Here is a 21,093-nt window from a genome sequence, read left to right on the forward strand (position 1 = left end):
GGTCGTCAGCGATCGGCTTCGCCTGGTGAAACCGGTTTCTCAGGTGCCAGCTGGTTGAAGACCGAGCGTCCGAGAAACCGGTTTCTGGCTCATCGGCACCCATCCTCGTCGTCCGGAGGAGCCGGTTTCTCGGCTGGGCGTTGCCCCGCAGAAACCGGTTTCTCCCGGGCCCCCCGTCCCTTCGGAGGTCCGTGGCGGGAACCGGTTTCTCGCTAGCGGTTGCCCCAGCCGAAGCCGCCCTCGGAGTCGAGGACCTGGCCGGTGATCCACCGTGCCTCGTCCGACGCAAGCCAGGCCACCGCCCGCGCCGCGTCGTCCGGGGTACCCCAGCGGCCGGCGAGGGTGTGGTCGCGCACCCAGTACAGTTCGGGCGTCGCCCAGCCGGTGTCGGTCGGTCCTGGGTTGACCGTGTTCACGGTGACGCCTTGCGGCAGCAGCGCCTCGGCGAGGCTGGCGGTGAGCTGATGGAGCGCCCCTTTGCTCGCGGCGTACGGCAGCTCCCGCGACATCGGCCCCTTGTGCTGGCCGCTGGTGAACAGCACCACCCGCCCGCCCGGCCGATCCTCACGTCCCGGCCGCCGCGCCGCGTACTCCTTCACCAAGAGCAGAGTCGCGCGCACGTTGATCGCGTACGTCAGGTCGATCTCGTCCGAGGTCAAGGCCGCCAGATCGTACGTCGACGACCGCGCGTGGTTGGCGACGATGATGTCCAGCCCGCCGTACCGCTGGTGCACCTGCTCGATCAGCGCCTTCGGCGCCGCCGGATCCGCGAGGTCCGAAGCAGCGTGCGCCACCTCACAACCACCCTCCCGCAACTCCGCGACGAGCGCCTCCGCCCCATCCGGGTCAGCGCCCCACGGCATCTCCGCGTCCGCCGGCTGCCAGGACGTCAGAAACAGCTTCGCGCCGTCCCGCCCCAACCGCCGCGCGATCGCCGCCCCGATCCCGATCCGCCTGCTTGTGCCCGTGACGAGCGCGACCCGCCCGGCCAGAGGTAGTTCTTTGTTCACGGCAGCCCACCCCACCAGACGCAGGCCGATCCGCGCCAGTCCTTATCCTCGACATCCGCCGACACCGAGCAAAGAGAGCGACGCCAGAACGAGCGCCCGCTGCGCCACCACTGCCACCACCGCCACCCAGGGTCGGAGTGCGCGAAGATGGGCACGTGATCGTTGGCGTAGGCATCGACGTGGTCGACATCGAACGGTTCGTCGAGTCCCTGGAACGTACGCCGGGGCTCCGCGAGCGCCTGTTCACCCCAGCCGAGCAGGAACGCGCCCCCGCCTCGCTCGCCGCGCGGTTCGCGGCCAAGGAGGCGCTGGCCAAGGCGCTCGGCGCCCCCGCCGGGCTGCATTGGCAGGACGCGGAGGTGGTCACCGACGGCACGGGCCGCCCCTGGCTGGAGGTCAGAGGCACCGTCGAGGCGCAGGCCAGCAAACTCGGTGTCACCGATCTGCACGTGTCACTGTCCCATGACGCGGGTATCGCGTCGGCGGTTGTGATTCTGGAGGCTCGATGAGGTACGCGCACACGGTGGAGCAGGTACGCGCCGCCGAGGCCGCGCTGATGGCGAAGCTCCCCGCCGGCACGCTCATGCAGCGCGCCGCGATGGGCCTGGCCACCGCGTGCGCCGACTACCTCGGACGCGTGTACGGCAGCGGCGTGCTGGTCGTCGCCGGCTCTGGCGACAACGGCGGTGACGCGCTGTGGGCCGGCGCCCGCCTCGCCCAGCGCGGTGCCCGGGTCAGCGCGGTCGTCCTCAACCCCGAGAAGGTCCACCGCGAAGGCCTCACAGCTCTGCGCGAAGCCGGCGGCACGATCCTGCTGCCCCCGTACGACAACCTGGCACGCGCCATCCAGCGCGCCGATCTCGTGCTCGACGGCATCGTCGGCATCGGTGGCAAGCCCGGCTTGCGCGCGCCGGCGACCGAGATCGTCGGCCGGATCGTCGAAGCCGGGTTGCCGATCGTCGCGGTCGACGTGCCGAGCGGCATCGACGTCGACAGCGGCGAGACCCCCGCCGACCACGTACGCGCCGAGCTCACCGTCACGTTCGGCACCCACAAGATCGGCCACTTCGTCGACCCTGGCGCCAGCGCTACCGGCGTTGTGCACCTCGTCGACATCGGCCTCGCGCCGTACCTCGGCGCCCCCGCCATCGAGGTGCTCGGCCGCGAAGATGTCGCCGAGCGGCTGCCCGTGCCCGGCGTGACCTCGCACAAGTACACCCGTGGCGTCGTCGGCGTCCTGGCCGGCTCGCAGCAGTACACCGGCGCGGCCGTCCTCGCCGTCGGCGGCGCGCTGACCGGCCCCGCCGGCATGGTGCGGTACGTCGGCCCGCAGGAGCCCGCCGACCAGGTACGCCGGCGCTACCCCGAGGTGGTCCACGGCACCGGCCGCGTGCAGGCCTGGGTCGTCGGCTCCGGCCTCGGCGACGACCCAGGGCGCGCGAACGACGTCCAGGACACGCTCGCCGCCGCCCTGCCGACGCTGGTCGACGCCGACGGTCTACGGCACCTGCCCGATCGCTGCTCGGGTCCCGTCCTGCTCACCCCGCACGAGGGTGAGCTGGCCCGCATGCTCGGCGTCGAACGGTCCGAGGTCGAGGCGAGGCGGCTGCACTACGCACGTACGGCCGCCCAGCGCTGGAACGCGACCGTACTCCTGAAGGGCGCGCACTCCGTGATCGCCGCACCGGACGGACGCGTACGTGTCAACACGACCGGAACGGCCTGGGTCGGCACCGCCGGCTCCGGCGACGTGCTGTCCGGGCTGTGCGGCTCGTTGCTGGCCGCGGGCCTGGATCCGTTGGACGCCGGCAGCGTGGGTACGTATCTGCACGAGACCGCCGGAGTGCTCGCGTCCGGCGGCGGGCCGATCACCGCGAACGACATCGTCCGCGCGCTGCCGGACGCGATGCGCTACGTGCTGAACGACCAAGCCAATGGCCAAGTAAACAAGGAGGTTTCGCCATGACCGTACTCGATGACGCTACGGCCGACGAGCGGCTCGCCAAGCTGAGCGGCTGGGAGCGGGAAGGCGTCGAGATCCGGAAAACCTATACGCTGAAGGACTTCGCCGAGGCTCTGGTGTTCGTCAACCAGGTCGGCGGGCTGGCCGAGGAACGCAATCACCATCCAGACATCGACATCCGGTGGAACAAGGTCACGCTGGCGCTGTCGACGCATTCCGAGGGCGGCCTGACCGCGGCCGACTTCGACCTGGCCGAAACGATCGAGGCCCTCGCCGGCTGACACCGGCAAGGGCCCGATCCGTTCCTGGGTTGGGGAAACTACGCCCTGAGACTCAGGAACCGAGGTCGATCCGGTCGGTAGCGACCGGCGTGTACGGGTCGTTCGCGGTGAGGTACGCCGCGAGCGCGTCGATGTCGAGCCCGCCGTAGAACTTGTTCGCACTGTCGGTGGCGAACACGCTGAACCCGTCGCCGCCGTCGGACAGGAAGCTGTTCGTCACCACGCGGTAGGTCTTGGCCGGGTCGAGCGGCTGGCCGGCCACCATCAGCGAGCCGGCGACCAGCTTGGAGCCTTCGGGTGCGGCCTTGTTCCAGGTGTACTCCAGGCCCGCGATCTGCAGGACCTTCCACTTCGCCTCGCCGCCGCCGTTCTTCTCCGACCACTGCTGTTCCAGCAGCTTGGTGAGCTGCTCACCGGTCAGATCGAGCGACACGAGGTAGTTGTTGAACGGCTGCACCTTGAACGCCGCGCCGAACGTGACCGAGCCGTCGGCGCCGGCCGCCAGGTCGTCCCGGATGCCGCCCGGATTCATCAGCGCGATGTCCGGCTTCTTGTCACCCGTCACCGTCGACGGGTCGGCGAGCATGGAGTCGGCGATCAGGTTGCCGAGTGGCGACTCCAGCGAGTCGTCCGGCGTACGGACGATCGCGCCACCGCTGGTGTGCCCGATCACCTTGTTGGCGATCGGAGCCACCAGGTCGGTGTACTTGCTGATCAGTGTCGTGATGTCGGCGGCCTTCGGCACGTCCTGCGTGACGATGCGGTTGTTGGCGACGGTCTTGTCGCGTACGACGTCGCGCGTACGGCGGTCGATGGTGAGGTCGACCTCGGTGACCAGCTTGCCGAACGCCGACGCGCTGGTGACCTGCCGCGGCTGGCCGTCGGGGTCGGGAAGCACGCAGTTGTAGCCCTGGTGCGTGTGCCCGCTGATGATCGTGTCGATCTCAGGGCTGAGGCCGGCTGCGATGTCCATGATCGGGCCGGAGATGCCCGGGCAGGCGTTGTAGGCCGACGGGTCGACCGGGAAGCCGCCCTCGTGCAGCAGGACGACGATCGCCTCGACGCCCTTGCGCTTCAGCTTGGGCACGAGCGCGTTGGCGGTCTCGACCTCGTCGGTGAAGCTGAGGCCCTCGACACCTGACTTCGTGACGATGTTGGGCGTGTCCTCGAGCGTCATGCCGATGAAGCCGACCTTGACGCCGCCGAACCGCTCGATGAAGTACGGCGGAAGGATCGTCTTGTCGGTGTTTTCCTTGAAGACGTTGGCCGAGAGGTACTGGAAGTCGGCGCCCGCGAACGGGTGCTCGGCGTCGGGGCAGGAGTTCTGGTTGTTCTCGCCGTCGCCGTCGTCGAGGCAGCCGCCCTTCTGCATGCGCAGCAGCTCTTGCCAGCCTTCGTCGAACTCGTGGTTGCCGACCGAGGCGGCCTGCAGACCCAGCTTGTTCATCGCCTCGATGGTCGGCTCGTCGTGGAAGGCGGCCGACAGCAGGGGCGAGGCGCCGATCAGGTCGCCCGCGGCGACGGTCGCGGAGTACTTGCCGTCGTGCTTGGCCTGCTTGCGGAGCTCGCGGAGGTGGGTGGCGAGGTATTCCGCGCCGCCGGCCGGCGTTCCGTTGACGTTGCCGGAGGAGCTGGAGGCCGGGTTGGGCGCGAGGTTGCCGTGGAAGTCGTTGATCGCGAGCAGCTGGAGCTCGATCGGCCGCGGCCGGTGGAAGTCGGCGGTGGCCGGACCGGCGCTGCCCGCTGCGGATGTGCCAACCGACAGCATGCTGACGGCCAGTGTGCTGGTCAGCAGCGCTGCCGTGCCGAGCGCGGCGGTACGGCGCAGACGTACCGGCCCCGAGGTACGGAGCCGACCGCGACGGAGGTCGCTCATGGGTGGGTGCCCCTCTTGCTGTGTGACGTTCGACCGCCCCTGGTCTCGCCGCGGCTGGGCTGCCGGAGCGGATCGCCCGCTGGATAGTGGATGGTTCGGCGGCACCGTACCTGAAATTCGCGGTGAGGCACCAGGGCCGAAACGGTCACAGAAGTGACCGCACGCGGGCGGGCGGCGTGGGGTGGCGCCAACCTGCCAGGTGGGTGGGGGTTCGGCCGTCAGGCGGGGTAGGCGGGTGGGCGTGCGGAGGGGTAGCGCTCCAGGTAGGCGGGGATGGTGACCGCCGGTGTGCTGACGCCGGTGGCGGCGAGGATGCCGTCGAGGATGGCGAGGGCCACGGCGTCCGCGGCGGCGGCCTGGACAGCGGCGACGCCGCCGATGGGCCAGGGGGTGTTCGCGGTGCCGCTGTCGCTGCTGCCGCCGGCTGTGGGCATGGCGGCGATGCCGGCGACGGCTTCGGCCGGGTCGATCTCGCCGGTGGCCAGGCCGAACACCGAGTCGCCGTCGACCAGGGTGTGGGCGGGACGGATGGCGCGGGCGATGCCGTCCTGACCCGCGGCGGCCATGCGGAGGGTTTGGGGGTGGGTCAGGCGCGCGTTCGTCGCCACGACAGCGAGCGTGGTGTTGAGCGGGATGGGGAGCTCAGTGCCTCGTGCGGTGGCGTCCTCGTCGGGATCGGGTGTACGGGGGCGCAGGGCTTTGTCGCGTACCAGCTGGGCGGCGAGCAGGGCAGCCGAGCCGGGGACGCAGGGGGAGCCGAACGCGTTCACGACGGCGAGCGCGCCGACGACGACCCCGCCGGGGAGGTGGATGCAGGCCGTACCGATGCCGCCCTTGAGGGACGAGTGGCCGAGCGTGGTGCCTGTGCCGGCGCCGCAGCAGCCGGTGCGTAGGTCGCCGGGTGCGGCTGCGGCTGCGGCGGCCGCGGCGTAGCCCATCTCTGCGTCGGGCCGGGCCTGCGGGTCGCCGCCCTTACCGAGGTCGAAGACGACGGCCGCGGGTACGACGGGAACGACGAGGCCAGGCCGGATCGGCACCCCGCGACCCTGTTCCTCGCACCATCGCTGCGCGCCGGTCGCGGATGCGAGGCCGAACGCGCTGCCGCCGGTCAACGTGATGGCGTCAACGGTGTCGACCAGCGTGCCAGGCGCGAGCGCGTCGGTTTCGCGAGTGCCAGGACCGCCCCCGCGAACATCGACCGCACCGATCGTGCCAGGCGGCGGGATGACGGCGGTGACACCGCTCAACCAACCGTCACCGATCCGCTCAGCGTGGCCAACCTGAATGCCCGGAACCTCGGTGATCGCACCGTAAGGGTTACTCGCCATGAAATCTGACCCTAATCCGCGCCTCGGTCGGCTCGGTGAGGTGCAGCGCCTCAGCCGCAGAGCGACGGTGCAGCTGCTGGAGGCGCCGCGCCGCGGGCCGGCGTGGTTCGCCCACCAGGAGTGGCAGCGTGGAGCGGTCGGGATGCCGGGTCGTGGGCCGGTGATCGGGGAGCGGGTCCGCGGCTCGCGGGTGGCTGCTTGATTCGGTGACGAACTGCGGGACAGGGGCCGTTCGTGTCTGCAGTTGATAGGGGCGCGGCGCGGGGGCGTGGCTGGTCGCCGTGTTGCGGCGGTGCGGAGCGGCCCGCCTCCGACTGACGCGGACCGTGACCTAGACGATCTATTCCAAGGGGTCGCCTGACGCGCGACGCCTGGCATCCACGCTGGCTGCGTTGTCGTCGATCGCCGGAGGCCCTCCTGGCTCCTCCTCCGGCTGTGCCCACCCTCACGAACGGCGCCATGCGCCGCGCGCTTGACCGGCGACCCCTTGGAATAGATCGTCTAGGTGGGCGGGCGTGGCCGCCGGCCGGTCGCCGGGGTGTGGCGGCGGTCGGGTGGCTCGGCGGCGTGGTCGAGGTTGTTGTCGATGGGCAGGCGAGGGCGTGCAGGTGGCGGAGGCGGTCCGCGAGTGGCCGCTGGGGTTGCAGGAGCTGCCGGGGCATCGCAGGGAGGCGGTAGTTTGCGTTGTTGGCGGGTTGCGGTCCGGCTTTGGCGTTGGTGGGCGGATCGGCGGGTGGCTCAGCTCGGGCGGGGGTTGGCGGCCGGCATGGTGAGGAACTCGCGGATGTGGGCGGCCCACGCCTGGGGTTGCTCGAACTGGGCCATGTGGGCCACTCCCGGCATGACTACGAGGCGGCTGCCAGGGACGGCGGCGTGGAGGCGGTGGGCCGACTCGACCGCGAAGCCGAGGTCGTTTTCGCCGTGGAGGATCAGGATCGGTACGCCGGCCTGGCGCAACGCTTCCTCCGGGTCGGAGGGGCGCGGGGAGTCGAGGGGGCCTTCGACGTAGCGGAGGCTCCACGCACCGGACCACCGGATGCGCTCCAGGACCTGGCGCCACTCCCGCAGCCGGCGGAGGTCCCAGATGTGGACGGCGGCAGCCGCGAGGGCGTCCGCGCGGGCGCTCGCGTCCGGGTCGGGGCCGAGGGTGTCCGCGCTCTCCCAGCTGGCCGGGCCTGGCGGTTCGCGGCGGGCGCGTTCGGCCTCCAGCGCGGGCGGCAACGGGATGTCGTTGCCGTACGCCGAAGTCGACGCGAGGATCAGGCTCCGCAGCCGGTCCGGGTGGCGTTCGGCGACGCGCATCGCCAGGGCGCCGCCGTAGGAGAAGCCGAGCAGATCGAACGCGCCGAGGTCGAGGGCGTCGGCCACCCGCAGGATGTCCTCGGCCGCCTCGACGTGGCGCAAGGCGTCCACCGATAGCTCGCGTCCGCTTCGTCCGCAGCCGCGGACGTCGAGCAGGTGGACCTGGCGTACGTCGGACAACTCGCCTACCGCCGGCAGTAGGTAGGAGTGGTCCCACGTCGGTCCGCCGTGGACGGCGATCAACGGCGGCAGCTCGGGCGCGCCGATCCGCTTCACGTAGATACGCAGCTCACCAAGCTCCACCATCCTTTCGTCGACAACGCTCTCCGTGGCCACATCCAAACTCTGCCATCGACCACCGACATAACCCCTTCGGCCGTTTCGGACGGCTTTCGCAGGCGTCCGCGAGGCTCTGAACCCATGCGGCGACTACTGATCGGCCTCGGACTCGTTGGGCTCGGACTCGTCGGTGTCGGCCTCGGCTTCGCGCCGGCGGCAAACGCCCATCACGGCGGTACTGGCGACTACGACGCCGGCCGTCCGCTCTACCTCAGCGGCACCGTCACCGCCACGAAGTACGGCTTCCCGCACGCCGTACTCGACCTCCAGGTCCCGCCGAACCTCGACGTCCCGGCCGATCTCACCGGCCTCGACCAGCTGCGAGGCCGCGAGTTCTGGAACGACGCCCCGATCGCGTTCGGCGCGGGCCAGCGCCACGAGCTGCTGCTCTCACCCGACATCACCGGCACGCTCGGCGGGATGGACAGCCGCCCGGCCAGAGGCGACACGATCCGCGCGATCGCCTACCAGCGCTGCGCCGGCGACGACTACGCCGGGGAGCTGCGCGTGCAGCAGATCTCGTTCGGCAGCCAGCAGTTGCGGTACGAGGGCACGATCACGCGGATGACCGACGGCTGCCCCGACGAAGCCGAGCAGCAAACAGAGCAGGCAGGCCCAGGTAGAGACACCGAACCGAGCCAGACCTCGCCCGACGACGCCCGCCCCCAGGCAACCGAAGCCCACAGCGACAACGCCCTCGACCGCACCCTCCACGCCGTCGAGGACACCCCGGTCGCCGAGACGGTACGCGCCACCCCCTGGCTCTATCCCGGTATGGAGAGCGCCCACATCGCCGGCATCGCGATCCTGGTCGGCGCCGCCGCGATGTTCGACCTGCGCCTGCTCGGCGCCGCCAAACAGGTCCCGGTGGCGAACGCCGCCCGCCAGCTGCTGCCCTAGACCTGGGCCGGACTCGCCGTCGTCGCCACGACAGGCCTGCTGATGTTCTCCGCCAACGCCTCCGGCCTCGCCGGGAACCCAGCTCTCCAGCTCAAGCTCGCCCTGATCGCCGTCGCGGGCCTGAACGCGCTCGCGTTCCAGCTCGGCCCCTATCGTTCGATCGGCGACTGGACCGACCGGATCCCGGCCAGAGCGAAGGTCTCAGCTGTCGCGTCGATCCTGGTCTGGGCCGCGATCATCGCCTGCGGCCGCCTGATCGCCTACGTATAGGCCAAGCACGAAGCCAGCCGATCCCGCTCTGAACAGGGCCGATATGCAAGACTTACGCCCGCAATGGACACGTTCCCACGTGCTGAGGCGCTGATCGATCTCGCGGCGATCCGGGAGAATGTCGCCGCGTTGACCGAGTGTGCGCGCGGTGCCGAGGTGATGGCCGTCGTCAAGGCGGACGCCTACGGCCACGGCCTGCTGCCCGTCGCCGAGGCGGCGCTCGCCGGCGGTGCGAGCTGGCTCGGCGTCGCCGGCTTCGAGGAGGCGATCGCGCTCCGCAAGGCCGGCATCACCGAGCCGCACATCCTGTCCTGGTTGTCCACACCCGGCGAGCCGTACGCCGACGCGATCGCCGCCGCCGTCGACGTCTCGGCCTACGCGCCGTGGCAGATCGACGAGATCGCGAGTGCGTCCGCCGCCAGTGGTACAGCCGCGAGGGTCCATCTCAAGGTCGACACCGGCCTCAGCCGCGGCGGCGCGCTCCCGTCCGACTGGCCCGACCTGCTGACCGCCGCCGCGCGTGCAAAGTCAGATGGTCTGATCCATATCGCCGGTGTCTGGTCCCACCTCGCCCGCGCCGACGAGCCGGGCCACCCCTCGATCGCCAGGCAGGTCACGGAGTTCGAGCGCGCGATCGACGTCGCCGAAGCCAACGGCATCCGCCCCGACCTGCGCCACCTGGCCAACTCCGCCGCCACGCTCACCGCGCCCGAGACTCACTTCGACCTCGTACGCCCGGGCATCGCGGTCTACGGCCTGTCGCCCGTCCCGCACACTCATCCCTCGGAACAGCTCGGCATCCGCCCCGCGATGACGCTGCGCGCCAGGCTCGCGCTGGTCAAACGAGTGCCCGAGGGCGCCGGCGTCTCGTACGGCCATCGCTACGTCACCAAGCAGGAGACCAGCCTCGGCCTGGTGCCGCTCGGGTACGCCGACGGCGTGCCGCGCGCGGCCGGCAACACCGCGCCGGTCTGGGCCGCCGGCCGCCGCCGGACGATCGCGGGCACTGTCTGCATGGACCAGTTCGTTCTCGATCTGGACGATGCCGAAGCGCGAGCGGGGGACGAAGTGGTGCTTTTCGGTGCAGGTCAGCGCGGTGAGCCGACCGCTCAGGACTGGGCGGACGCACTCGACACGCTGTCGTACGAGATCGTGACCCGCGTGGGGGTTCGAGTTCCACGCACGTATACCGGCAGACTTGACGCGTGAGTAGGAGCGCAGGAGCAGCGGCCAACGCCATCGGCCGCCGGACTGGACTGGTCGGTGCCGCGGCCGGCGTACTCGCCGCCGGCGTCGGTGCCGGACTCGCCGTCGAGCGTTACCTCGTCGGCCGTCGCCGTACGCCCGACCCGGCGCTCGACGAGCCGTTCGGCTCTCGCCGCGGCAAGCCCCACATCGTCGAGACGACCGACGGCCTGGAGTTGTACGCCGAGGTCGACGAGCCGCCCGGCGCGGCCAGCGCGAGCCTCGTCAACGTCGTGTTCTGCCACGGCTACGCGCTCAACCTCGACTGCTATCACTTCCAGCGGCGCGCGCTGGCCGGCCAGGCGCGAATGGTCCTGTACGACCAGCGCTCGCACGGCCGGTCCGGACGTTCGCCCGCCGACAAGTGCACGGTCGACCAGCTCGGCGACGACCTGGCCCGGGTGATCGAGGACCTCGTACCCGAAGGACCGATCGTGCTGGTCGGCCACTCCATGGGCGGCATGTCGATCATGGCGTTCGCCGCTCACTACCAGGAGAAGTTCGCCGACCGCGTGATCGGCGTCGCGCTGCTGGCCACCAGCGCCGGCAACCTCAACAACGTCACGCTCGGGGCGCCCGGACTCGCGGGCAAGCTGGTCGGCCGCGTGGTGCCCACGTTCGTCGGCGCGATGTCGCGGATGCCCGACCTGATCAACCAGGGGCGCAAGGCCGGCAGCGACATCGAGTTCCTGCTGACCAAGCGTTACTCCTTCGCGTCGAAGGTCCCGCCGGCGCGCGTGGAGTTCGTCGCCGAGATGCTGGCCGCGACGCCGATCGAGGTGGTCGCTGAGTTCTTCCCGGCGTTCGGCATACACGACAAGTACGAGGCGCTCGAGCAACTGGCCGACGTAGACGTCGAGATCATGTGCGGCAAGAACGACCTGATCACGCCGATCGAACACAGCCGGGCGATCGCGGCGCGGTTGCCGTCGGCCGACTTCCTCGAGCTCTCCGACTGCGGGCACATGCTGATGATCGAGTACCCAGAAGTGATCAACGAACGACTGCGTGAGCTGGTCGAGCGATCCGCCGACGCAGCGGCGTGGGAGGCCAGCCGATGATCGACCTGCACGTGGCGGAAGCGAAGCCGGACGACGCGGACGCGCTGGTCGACGTGATCCACGCGGCGTTCGGCGCCCGTCCGCCGCTCGACCCTCCCGGGTCGGCGCTGCACGAGAACGTCGCCGGGGTCGCGGCCGCCATCCGGGAGCACGGCGGGCTGCTCGCGACCGTCGACGGCGCTCCGGCGGGCGCCGTACTCTTCGCGGAGTCCGACGGCTGGCTCGAGCTGCGGCGGGTGTCGGTGCATCCGCGCTTCCAGCACCGCGGTGTGGGTACGGCGATGGTCGGCTGTGCCGAGGAGGTCGCCGAGGCGGCGGGCGTCGACGGGCTGCGGCTCACGGCCCGGGTCGAGCTGCCGATGACATTGCGGTTCTGGGAGCGGCGCGGGTACGTCGAGGCGCGGCGCGCTTCGCCGGAGGTGGTGTTCGCCAAGCGGCTGCCGGTCGAGGTGGAGGCGCCCTCGGCGGATGCGATGCGTCAGCTGGGGCTGCGGCTGGCCGAGCTGATGCGGCCGGGCGATCTGGTGCTGTTGCACGGCGAGCTCGGGGCGGGCAAGACGACGCTGACTCAGGGGATCGGCGCCGGGCTGAACGTACGCGGGGACGTGACGTCGCCGACGTTCGTGATCTCGCGGGTGCACCGGGCGGCTGGGGCGCGGCCGCCGCTGGTGCACGTCGACGCGTACCGGCTGGGCGGCGTCGCCGAGCTCGACGACCTCGACCTGGACGCTTCGCTCGACGATGCCGTGACCGTCGTGGAGTGGGGGGAGGGATTGGCGGAAGGGCTGGCCGCCAACCGGCTGGAGATCGTGTTGACCCGGCCGACCGGCGGCCCGGGCGATCCGGAGGGCGAGGAGCCGCGCCGGGTCCGGGTGATTCCGATCGGGCCGCGCTGGATCGACGCGCCACTACGGGCTCAGCTCGCGAGCTGAGCGGCGGACTTCCGGCGGCGCGGGCTGCGCGCGCACAGCATCGCCGCCGTCTGCTCGGTGATGAATTAATTAGTTTGGGTGACCCAAACTAATTAATTCATCGACCACGTCCGCGGGGTCCTGCGGGACCGCCTGCGCCGGGTCCTCGGATGGCATGGGCGGACGACGCGGGCGGACGACATGGGCGGGTGGTGTGGGCGGGTGGCGTGGGCGGGTGGCGTGGGCGGATGGCGTGGGCGGATGGCGCGGCGGAGCTGACGTTCCGGGTGCTGGGGAGGGCTCCAGCTCAGGAGCTGCCCTCGGACGCATCCGCGGCTGCCGCGAGTGCCGCGTCGTCGGCGGTGAAGTCGTCGCTCGACTGGGACGGTGGGTTGGCCAGGTGCCACTGCACCGACGTACGTAGCGCCTCCTCCTGGTCGGTCGGCTCCCAGCCGAGCAGCGCCCGCGCCTTGGCGGAGTCGGTGACGAGGTGCTGGCTGATCGTGCCGGTGGTCTCGAGGTCGGGCGGCAGCGCGGCATCGGGCACGGTGACGAGCTCCGCGTCGGAGCCCACGGCGTCCAGGATCTGCTGCGAGTGCAGCCGCATCGGCGCGCTGAACCGCTCGCTGACGTTGAAGATCTCGCCGCGCGCGGCGTTGTCGGTCAGCGCGAGCAGGGTTAGCGTGGCGACGTCGTGGACGTACACGCGGCTCCACAGGAACGTGCCCGCGCCGATCGGGATCTGCTTGCGCCCGGCGCGGACCCGGCGCAGGACGTACTCGAACCGGCGTTGCCTGTCGTGCGGTCCGTAGACCGCGACGAGCCGGAGCACTGTGGCGCCACGCGCGAGATATGCCTGCTCCACTTCGAGATTCTGGAAGCTTCGCGTGGTGTCGCCGCGTACGGGCGTGGGCTCGGTCCAGCCGGCATCCCGCAGCGGAGACGTCTCGACGAGCGGCAGGACGTCGGTCTGTTTGCCGGTGTGGAGCGACTGGTAGGCGCGGTAGACGTCGCAGCTGGAGATCGCGACCAGCCGGATTCCCTCCGGCAGAACGGAAAGCGCGGTCTCGGCCTCCTGGCGGTTCATGGCGTAGACCTCGACGGCCGCGTCGGGCTGGAACGCCTCGATCGCCGCACGGGCGTCGGCGCCGGCCAGGTCGGAACGGTCGACGTGCAGGTGCTGGACGTCGGGCAGCCCGGGCGGCTCGGTCTCGCCGCGGTGGACGACCATGACCTCGTGGCCCTGGTCGGTGAAGTGCTCCGTCATGGCCCTGCCGATGAAGGCCGTACCGCCCAAGATGATGATTCGCATACCCGCCACCTTGGTGCGCGGCCGGGCCGGCCGGTAGTCGCGTTCGCCGTGAGCGGAGGCGTTCAGCCCTGAGCGTATTGCCGGTTGCTAACCTCGGCCACGTGCTTGTGCTCGGATTCGACACCGCCACGCCGGCCGCCACGGTCGCGTTGCACGACGGTGAACGCGTGCTCGCCGAGTCGACAACCGTCGACGCGATGCGGCACGGCGAACTGCTGGCGCCGGGGATCGCCGCGGTGCTCGACAAGGCTGGTGCCGTACCGAGCGACCTGACGGAGATCGCGGTGGGCGTCGGGCCGGGGCCGTTCACCGGGCTGCGGGTGGGGCTGGTCACGGCGCGGACGCTTGGACATGTCCTCGGCGTGCCGGTGCGTGGGGTGTGCACACTCGACGTGCTGGCCGCTGCGGCGGAGTTCGGCGCCGACGTGCCGGAGACGTTCCTGGTGGCGACCGACGCGCGGCGCAAGGAGGTCTACTGGGCGCGCTACAACGACCAGCGCCGCCGCGTCGAGGGACCACACGTCGCGCGTCCCGCCGACATCGCGACCCGCGACCACGTGGTCGGGCGGGGCGCGACGCTCTACTCCGAGGCGTTCCCGAACGCCGTCGGGCCTGCGAACCCGTCGGCGGGTGACCTGGCCGGGCTGGCGTCGAAGCGTGCGGTGCCGCTGCTCGAGCCGGTGCCGCTCTACCTCCGCCGACCCGATGCGGTCGAGCCGGGCGCGCGCAAGAGTGTGCTGACCAGCGGCCGATGACCGTCGTACGGCCGGCGCGTACCGCCGATCTCGAGGCGCTGTGCGAGCTGGAACGGATGTGCTTCGGACGGGAGGCGTGGAGCCAGGGGCTGCTGCGCGACGAGTTGGACGCGGAGAACCGGCTGCTGCTCGCCGCCGAGTCCGGGGTCGGGGGCGCGGTGGCCGGCTATGCGAGCACGTCGCTGGCGGGTACGAGCGCGGACCTGCTGCGGATCGCAGTGCACCCGGACTCCCAGAGAGCCGGTGTAGGCCGTGCGCTGCTTGGCGCGACCCTCGACGCCCTGCCTCGGACGGGATGCGAAGAGCTGCTGCTCGAGGTGCACGAGGAGAACACGCCCGCACTGCGGTTGTACGAGGCGTTCGGCTTCGAGCAGATCTCCGTCCGCCGCGGCTACTACGACGGCGGCCAGGGTGACGCACTGCTGCTGAGGTTGGGCTTGCCGGCAGGCCGCCGGAGCGAGTGAGCGGTCGTGGGGCACCTGCCGGCCTTGGCCGGCGTGGTGCGGGCCGAGGCAGGCTGCCGTGGCGGTGGCTGGAGTGACGGACTGTTGCCGAGGCGGGCACCGGTCGGCTTTGGCCGCGAGGTGCGCCGGGGGCGGCGGTGGCTGGGGTGAGGGACTGTTGCTGAGTTGGGCTTGCCTGTGGGCTGCCGGGCGGGCGTGCCGGTTGGCGGGCACCGGCTGGCTACGGCCGCGATGTGCGTGCCGGGAGCTCGGCAAATGCGATGGCGGCCGGAGACGCGTTGTTGCTGAGGTGGACTTTGCCGATGGGTCGCCGGGTGGGTGAGCCGGTTGGTCGGTGTCGACGGGCTACGGCCGCGACATGCGCCGCGAGCGGGGCTGGCGCGGCGGTGGCCGGGGTGACGAGCTGTTGCTGAGGTTCGGCTTGCTAGTCCGTCGCCGAGGCAGGTGAGTCGGCGCAGGCTGGCCTTTGATCGCGATGTGCGCGCCGGGAACGGCTGTTGCGTTGGCGGCCGGGGCGACGCGGTGGTGCTCGGATCGGATCTGGTGCGCGTCGCCGCGGCCGCTGGATAGCGGTGTTGCCAGGCGTCGCTACCAGATGTAGCCGAGGTAGAGGTCGACTCCGCCTGTGCCGGTGCACCGGTAGGCGTCAGCGTCCTGCGAGCTGACGGCCGCCGTTCCCGCCGCGACGCAAGCGTCGTTTGACGAGTAGGTCGCTTGGTAGTGCCAGGTGTAGATGCCTGCGTTGGCCGCTGCCGGCGCGGCGACCGCGAGTCCGGTCGCGATCGCCGCGGTGGCGACTGCCTTCTTCACCCACGAGTTGGCCATGTCCTGCCTCTCATCCGCTTGCACATAACGGATCTGACTCTAGGCAGAACCTGGCGGTCCTTGGAGTGAGTTCGCAGGAATTTACCCTTGCCCCGCAACCTCGCGGCGCAGCAGCTCCGCCGGATCGAGCTCGACGTTTACCGGATCGGGTAGACGCAGCGTCTGACCGGCGTCGGCCCGCCCGTGCGGTACGTAGTGCTCGTCCTCGAGCCGGTAGAGCGAAGCTGAGATCTGGTCACCTTTCTGCGTCGGCTCGATCAGGAGGTACCACGGAATCCAGGCGGTCGCATAGACGCACATCTTCAGCACACGGTCGTTGCCCGAGTTGCCCGGCGAGACCACCTCGCAGACCAACGCGATCTGATCGGCTTCGAGGACATCCTGATCAGGCGACGCGGAGGTGACCACCACATCTGGGACGAAGATCCTCTCGGTTTGAAGACGCACGTCAACGGCCGACACCGGGGTGTGGCTGTCATCCAGCACACGATCGAGCTTCACAAGGAGCCGGTCGGAGATGAACTGGTGTCGGTAGGTAGGTCCTGGGCTCACGATGAGACTCCCGTCGAACAGCTCGATCCGGTCGCGAGTCTCGCTGAGCGCGAAGTAGTCATCCTCGGTCCACGGGCCTTCGTGGCCTTCTACGTGAACCTCGATTGGCTGAGCGGTCATGGAGTACTCCGTTCTTTGGAACTCCGGAGGGTTAACGGGACGTCCACGAGAAGGAGTTTGACGAGCGTCCACGAGAAGTGTGACACAGCCCACCGACAGTAAGCTCGTCCCCGTGAGCGATGAGCCTTTGATCCTCGGAATCGAGACGTCCTGTGACGAGACCGGCGTCGGCATCGTGCGGGGTGCGACCCTGCTCGCCGACGCCGTCGCCTCCAGCCTCGACGAGCACGCACGCTTCGGCGGTGTGGTGCCCGAGGTCGCGAGTCGCGCGCATTTGGAGGCGATGGTGCCGACGATCGAGCGGGCCTGCGCCGACGCCGGGGTACGCCTGAGCGACGTCGACGCGCTCGCCGTCACCAGTGGCCCGGGCCTGGCCGGCGCCCTCCTGGTCGGCGTCGCCGCCGCGAAGGCGCTGACCATCGGCCTCGGCAAGCCGCTCTACGGCGTCAACCACCTCGCGGCGCACGTCGCCGTCGACACGCTCGAGCACGGGCCGCTGCCCGAGCCGTGCCTTGCGATGCTGGTCTCCGGCGGCCACTCCTCGCTCCTCTTGGTCGAGGACGTCACGCAGGACGTCGACCCGCTCGGCGCCACGATCGACGACGCTGCCGGCGAGGCGTTCGACAAGGTGGCCAGGCTGCTCGGCCTGCCGTTCCCCGGCGGCCCCTACATCGACAAGGCCGCCCGCGAGGGCGACCCCGCCTACGTCACGTTCCCGCGCGGACTCACCGGCCCCCGCGACCTCGAGCGCCACCGCTTCGACTTCTCGTTCTCCGGACTGAAGACCGCGGTCGCGCGCTGGGTCGAGGCCCGTGAGCACGACGGGCAGCCGGTGCCGGTCGCCGACGTGGCCGCGAGCTTCCAGGAGGCGGTCTGCGACGTTCTCACCCGCAAGGCCATCGACGCCTGCCAGACCCGCGGCATCACCGACCTGCTGATCGGCGGCGGCGTCGCAGCCAACTCGCGGCTCCGGGCCATGGCCGAGGAACGCGCATCCGGAAAGGGCATCCGGGTACGCGTCCCGCGTCCGAAGCTGTGCACCGACAACGGCGCGATGGTGGCGGCCCTCGGAGCCGAGATGGTGGCCCGCGGCCGTATGCCCTCACAGCTCGACCTGCCGGCCGACTCCGCGATGCCGGTGACCTCCGTCCTGGTCTGACGACAGACAGCCCCGCGGGCCGTGACCGATGCCGGACGCGTAACTGACAGTGCCGTTGACACGAAACCCGGCTGTAACCTACTTTGCCCAGCAATCGATTACTCAGAAAACGATTACCTAGGTGGAACGAATGGTCAGCACGGGTCTCGACCGGCGGGCGCTCTTGAAGCTGTCCGCCGTCGCCGCCGGTGGTGTGGCGCTCGCCGCATGCTCCGGCCCGTCCGGTGGCAACACGAACTCACGAGACAAAGACGGAGCAACCGAAAACCCCGCGCTGAAGGGTTCGAAAACCAAGCCACTCCCGAAGCCCAAGCAGTTCAAGGAGGCCCCGGACCTGGCCACGCTCGTCAAGTCCGGCAAGCTCGACCCGGTCGAGCAGCGACTCCCGAAGAATCCCTACGTCGTGCCGCACAACTGGATCAAGCCCGGCAAGTACGGCGGCACGATCCTGTCCATCACCGGCTCCAGCGAGGACGCGGGCCACGCGGAGTACATGTACGGCCACTCGCTCCTGCGCTGGCTCAACGACGGCCAGGACGTCGGCCCGGGCCTGGTCGAGAGCTGGGAGTCCAACGCGGACGCGACCAAGTGGACGCTGCACTTCCGCGAGGGCCTGAGGTGGTCCGACGGCGAGCCGTGGTCGACCGAGGACATCATGTTCTGGTGGGAGGACATGGTCCTCAACGAGGAGCACCCCGAGGTTCCGCCGGATGAGGCGAAGTCGGGTACGGGCGGCGTGATGAAGATGACGGCGCCCGACGCGCTGACCATCCTCATGGAGTTCGACGCGCCCGCGCCGCTGACCGCCGACCGGCTCGCGATGTGGGTCAAGCGCGGCAACGGCCCGACGTGGATGGAACCCAAGCACTACATGAAGCAGTTCCATCCCAAGTACAACAAGAAGGTCGGCAAGACCTGGGCGACCACGGACGGCCTGTTCGACACCAAGCGGGCCTGGACGCGCAACCCCGACTGCCCGACGTTGACCGGCTGGAAGCTGCAGAAGTACGCCGAGGGCCGCAGCGTCGTCTTCGAGCGCAACCCTTACTACTGGTGCGTCTCGCCGGACGGTGCCCAGCTTCCGTACATCGACAAGATCGAGCTGACGGTCGTCAAGGACACCGAGATCCAGAAGCTCAACGTCCAGCAGGGCAAGGTGAACTTCCAGTACGCCGGGTTCACCGCCATCTTCCTCGACGACGTGTCCGCGCTGCGCAAGGCAACGGCCAAGACCGGGCTCGAGGTGCGGTTCTGGGACGCCGGTGACGGCAGCGGCTCGCTGACGTTCTTCAACCAGGACTACAAGGACCCCAAGCTGCGCAAGCTGTTCCGCAACGCGAAGTTCCGCCAGGCACTCTCGCACGCGTACAACCGCAAGGCGGTGCAGCGCTCGGTCTACTACAACACCGGTGAGCTGACCACTGGCACGATGAGCCCGAAGGGGATCGAGTTCCACGTCAACGACGAGGGCGAGAAGCTCTACAAGGACTGGCGCGACAGCTACATCGAGTACAACCCGGACAAGGCCAAGCAGATCCTCGACGAGATCGGTGTCGTCGACAAGAACGGCGACGGCAAGCGCGAGCTGCCCGACGGGACCAAGCTGCGGATCCGGCTCGACTACCAGGCCGACAGCGCTCCGGAGCACAAGTCGAAGAACGAGCTGCTCAAGCGCGACTGGAACGCCATCGGCGTCGACACCGAGCTCAACCCCGTGCCGCCGGACACCTACGCCGACCAGTGGCGGTTCGGCAAGATGATGACCAACACCAACTGGGAGACCGGCGACGGCCCGAACTGCCTGGTCTACCCGCAGTGGATGGTCCCGATCGAGTCGTCGCGGTGGGCGCCGTTGCAGGGCGAGTTCTACAACCAGCGCGGCACGCCGAACGAGAAGAAGCAGCTCGACGTCGACCCGTACAAGCGGACGCCGCCGCGGATGGAGCCCGAAGAGGGCGGACCGGTCGAGAAGCTGTGGAAGCTGTACGACCAGACCAAAGTCGAGCCAGATGAGCTCAAACGGCACAGGCTGGTCTGGGAGATGGCGAAGATCCACATCACCGACGGGCCATGGCTCCTGGGAGTTTGTGCCAACACGCCGTATGTTGTGCTGGTGCACACGGACATGAAGAACGTCCCCAAGCAGGAGGAGCTCGCCATGGGCGGCTTCGCCGCTCCGTGGATCCACCCTTCGCCCGCCGTGTACGACCCCGAAACGTGGTACTGGGAGAACCCAGACCAGCATGTGTGAGCGGCAACAGTCGAAGCGGGGGCCCGTGCGCACGAAGCCTGACAGCCGGCCGGCCGGGCCAGTCGGTCTGCTCGGCCTGATCGGATACGGGCGGACTCGCCATGGACGCTAGACGGGTGCGGATCCGAGACGTCGCGGCCCACGCGGGCGTTTCGACGGCGACGGTCTCCCGCGCCCTGAACAACGCGCCGACCGTCGACCCCGAGCTCGCCGAGCGAGTTCGGCGGTCGGCGGACGCGCTCGGCTACCGCCCCAACCGCGTCGCGAGAAACCTGCGCAGGCGGGCCGGCAGCGTCTGGGCGCTGCTCATCTCCGACATCGAGAACCCCTTCTTCACCTCGGTGGCTCGCGGTGTGGAGGAGGCAGCGCTCGAGCACGGCTACTCCGTCGTGCTCTGCAACACCAACGAGGACCCCGAGCGCGAACGGCGTTACCTCGACGTCGTACTCGCCGAGCAGGCCGCCGGCGTGATCATCGCGCCGGCGACCGAACGTACGGATCTCGGTGTGCTGCAGGCCCATCGCGTTCCCGTCGTGACGATCGACCGCCGGATCGGTGGCGTGGCTCTCGACGCGGTTGTCGTCGACAACCGGTCCGGCGCGCAGCACGCGACGAACCACCTGCTCGACAACGGGTACGAGCGGGTGGCGTGCATCTCCGGACCGGCGGACGTGAGCACGGCTGAGGAGCGGCGGCTGGGGTACCTCGCGGCGCTGGAGGATCGCGGGCACGGCGCTGTGGGAGAGCGGTACGTACGGCGGACCGACTACCGGGTGGCCGGCGGCTACGCGGCGGCGTGCGAGCTGCTGGACCAGAGCCCGGCGCCGGACGCGTTCTTCGTCGGGAACAGCCTGATGGCGGCCGGCGCGATGAGGGCGCTGGTCGAGCGAGGGGCGAAGATCCCGGACCAGTTCGGCATGGTGTGCTTCGACGACTCGCCGTGGGCGCCGTTGATGGCACCGGCGTTGACGACGGTCGAGCAACCGACGTACCAGCTCGGCCAGACGGCGGCGAGTTTGCTGCTCGACCGGCTGGGCGGTGAGAGCGCCGTGCCCCAGTTGGTGACGCTGGCCACGACGCTCAGGATCCGGGAGAGCTCGAAGGGGCCGCGGCCACCGGGCGGGGCGTAGGTCAGGCAGCCGGTCACTATGCTGCCCGCGAAGACGCGG

The 21,093-nt window shown here is 70.1% G+C and carries 21 protein-coding genes; 14 read left to right on the forward strand and 7 right to left on the reverse strand.

Annotated features, from left to right (window positions below; genetic code table 11):
• Positions 1–212 precede the first annotated feature (212 nt).
• On the reverse strand, positions 213–1,010 hold the full coding sequence (locus ACYVF6_RS17615) for an SDR family oxidoreductase (RefSeq protein WP_460522507.1): 798 nt from the start codon (positions 1,008–1,010) through the stop codon (positions 213–215).
• Positions 1,011–1,165: 155 nt separating this feature from the next.
• Between ACYVF6_RS17615 and ACYVF6_RS17620 the strand changes: the two genes are divergently transcribed.
• From ACYVF6_RS17620 to ACYVF6_RS17630, 3 genes are read left to right on the forward strand one after another with little or no spacing between them, the layout of a single operon-like run.
• Positions 1,166–1,519 (forward strand): holo-ACP synthase, encoded by a 354-nt coding sequence (locus ACYVF6_RS17620; RefSeq protein ID WP_460522509.1) that lies wholly within the window; start codon positions 1,166–1,168, stop codon positions 1,517–1,519.
• Entirely contained in the window at positions 1,516–2,976 is a 1,461-nt protein-coding gene (locus ACYVF6_RS17625; RefSeq protein ID WP_460522511.1) for a bifunctional ADP-dependent NAD(P)H-hydrate dehydratase/NAD(P)H-hydrate epimerase, read from the forward strand. The genes ACYVF6_RS17620 and ACYVF6_RS17625 overlap by 4 nt, the downstream gene beginning before the upstream one ends.
• The gene (locus ACYVF6_RS17630) at positions 2,973–3,254 is read left to right on the forward strand and encodes a 4a-hydroxytetrahydrobiopterin dehydratase (protein ID WP_460522513.1); all 282 of its coding nucleotides are present in this window, start codon (positions 2,973–2,975) and stop codon (positions 3,252–3,254) included. Before ACYVF6_RS17625 ends, ACYVF6_RS17630 begins: the two co-directional genes overlap by 4 nt.
• A 52-nt stretch (positions 3,255–3,306) precedes the next feature.
• Here the strand turns inward: ACYVF6_RS17630 and ACYVF6_RS17635 are convergent, their stop codons facing one another.
• Both ACYVF6_RS17635 and ACYVF6_RS17640 read right to left on the reverse strand, forming a co-directional pair.
• Positions 3,307–5,130, reverse strand: coding sequence for a bifunctional metallophosphatase/5'-nucleotidase (locus tag ACYVF6_RS17635; RefSeq protein ID WP_460522515.1), 1,824 nt, complete (start codon positions 5,128–5,130; stop codon positions 3,307–3,309).
• 218 nt (positions 5,131–5,348) lie between these two features.
• Entirely contained in the window at positions 5,349–6,458 is a 1,110-nt protein-coding gene (locus ACYVF6_RS17640; RefSeq protein WP_460522517.1) for a P1 family peptidase, read from the reverse strand.
• Here ACYVF6_RS17640 and ACYVF6_RS17645 point away from each other — a divergent pair.
• Positions 6,457–6,660 carry a hypothetical protein gene (locus tag ACYVF6_RS17645; RefSeq protein ID WP_460522519.1) on the forward strand — a complete coding sequence of 68 codons (204 nt, stop codon included), beginning with the start codon at positions 6,457–6,459 and terminating at the stop codon, positions 6,658–6,660. The genes ACYVF6_RS17640 and ACYVF6_RS17645 overlap by 2 nt on opposite strands.
• A 536-nt stretch (positions 6,661–7,196) precedes the next feature.
• On the opposite strand, the gene ACYVF6_RS17650 is transcribed toward ACYVF6_RS17645, so the two are convergent.
• Positions 7,197–8,096, reverse strand: coding sequence for an alpha/beta fold hydrolase (locus ACYVF6_RS17650; protein WP_460522521.1), 900 nt, complete (start codon positions 8,094–8,096; stop codon positions 7,197–7,199).
• Positions 8,097–8,180: 84 nt separating this feature from the next.
• Here ACYVF6_RS17650 and ACYVF6_RS17655 point away from each other — a divergent pair, with 84 nt between their 5' ends.
• The 5 genes from ACYVF6_RS17655 (at position 8,181) to tsaE (ending at position 12,507) form a co-directional block, all read left to right on the forward strand.
• Positions 8,181–8,999, forward strand: a complete 819-nt coding sequence (locus ACYVF6_RS17655) for a hypothetical protein (protein WP_460522523.1) — start codon at positions 8,181–8,183, stop codon at positions 8,997–8,999.
• Positions 9,000–9,041: 42 nt separating this feature from the next.
• Entirely contained in the window at positions 9,042–9,269 is a 228-nt protein-coding gene (locus ACYVF6_RS17660) for a hypothetical protein (protein WP_460522525.1), read from the forward strand.
• A gap of 63 nt (positions 9,270–9,332) precedes the next feature.
• The gene (gene alr / locus ACYVF6_RS17665; RefSeq protein WP_460522527.1) at positions 9,333–10,478 is read left to right on the forward strand and encodes an alanine racemase; all 1,146 of its coding nucleotides are present in this window, start codon (positions 9,333–9,335) and stop codon (positions 10,476–10,478) included.
• Entirely contained in the window at positions 10,475–11,575 is a 1,101-nt protein-coding gene (locus ACYVF6_RS17670; protein WP_460522529.1) for an alpha/beta fold hydrolase, read from the forward strand. Before alr ends, ACYVF6_RS17670 begins: the two co-directional genes overlap by 4 nt.
• Positions 11,572–12,507: a tRNA (adenosine(37)-N6)-threonylcarbamoyltransferase complex ATPase subunit type 1 TsaE gene (gene tsaE / locus ACYVF6_RS17675; protein WP_460522531.1), complete on the forward strand. Its 936-nt coding sequence runs from the start codon at positions 11,572–11,574 to the stop codon at positions 12,505–12,507. Before ACYVF6_RS17670 ends, tsaE begins: the two co-directional genes overlap by 4 nt.
• Positions 12,508–12,793: 286 nt before the next feature.
• Here tsaE and ACYVF6_RS17680 read toward each other — a convergent pair whose 3' ends face one another.
• Positions 12,794–13,798: a Rossmann-fold NAD(P)-binding domain-containing protein gene (locus ACYVF6_RS17680; protein ID WP_460522533.1), complete on the reverse strand. Its 1,005-nt coding sequence runs from the start codon at positions 13,796–13,798 to the stop codon at positions 12,794–12,796.
• A 101-nt stretch (positions 13,799–13,899) separates the two neighbouring features.
• On the opposite strand from ACYVF6_RS17680, the gene tsaB reads away from it, so the two are divergent.
• Positions 13,900–14,553 (forward strand): tRNA (adenosine(37)-N6)-threonylcarbamoyltransferase complex dimerization subunit type 1 TsaB, encoded by a 654-nt coding sequence (gene tsaB, locus ACYVF6_RS17685; RefSeq protein WP_460522535.1) that lies wholly within the window; start codon positions 13,900–13,902, stop codon positions 14,551–14,553.
• Positions 14,550–15,017 (forward strand): GNAT family protein, encoded by a 468-nt coding sequence (gene rimI / locus ACYVF6_RS17690; protein ID WP_460522537.1) that lies wholly within the window; start codon positions 14,550–14,552, stop codon positions 15,015–15,017. The genes tsaB and rimI overlap by 4 nt, the downstream gene beginning before the upstream one ends.
• Before the next feature lie 588 nt (positions 15,018–15,605).
• Here rimI and ACYVF6_RS17695 read toward each other — a convergent pair.
• Both ACYVF6_RS17695 and ACYVF6_RS17700 read right to left on the reverse strand, forming a co-directional pair.
• On the reverse strand, positions 15,606–15,842 hold the full coding sequence (locus ACYVF6_RS17695; protein WP_460522539.1) for a hypothetical protein: 237 nt from the start codon (positions 15,840–15,842) through the stop codon (positions 15,606–15,608).
• A gap of 81 nt (positions 15,843–15,923) precedes the next feature.
• A complete protein-coding gene (locus ACYVF6_RS17700; protein WP_460522541.1) occupies positions 15,924–16,514 on the reverse strand; it encodes a Uma2 family endonuclease in 591 nt (196 codons plus the stop codon).
• 112 nt (positions 16,515–16,626) lie between these two features.
• On the opposite strand from ACYVF6_RS17700, the gene tsaD reads away from it, so the two are divergent.
• The 3 genes from tsaD to ACYVF6_RS17715 all read left to right on the forward strand — a co-directional run bounded on the left by tsaD (position 16,627) and on the right by ACYVF6_RS17715 (position 21,054).
• Positions 16,627–17,673 carry a tRNA (adenosine(37)-N6)-threonylcarbamoyltransferase complex transferase subunit TsaD gene (tsaD, locus tag ACYVF6_RS17705; protein WP_460522543.1) on the forward strand — a complete coding sequence of 349 codons (1,047 nt, stop codon included), beginning with the start codon at positions 16,627–16,629 and terminating at the stop codon, positions 17,671–17,673.
• Between the two features lie 130 nt (positions 17,674–17,803).
• Positions 17,804–19,924, forward strand: a complete 2,121-nt coding sequence (locus ACYVF6_RS17710; RefSeq protein ID WP_460522545.1) for an ABC transporter substrate-binding protein — start codon at positions 17,804–17,806, stop codon at positions 19,922–19,924.
• A gap of 116 nt (positions 19,925–20,040) precedes the next feature.
• Positions 20,041–21,054, forward strand: a complete 1,014-nt coding sequence (locus tag ACYVF6_RS17715; protein ID WP_460522547.1) for a LacI family DNA-binding transcriptional regulator — start codon at positions 20,041–20,043, stop codon at positions 21,052–21,054.
• Positions 21,055–21,093 lie beyond the last annotated feature (39 nt).

The sequence above is a fragment of the Flindersiella endophytica genome (genome assembly GCF_054779015.1).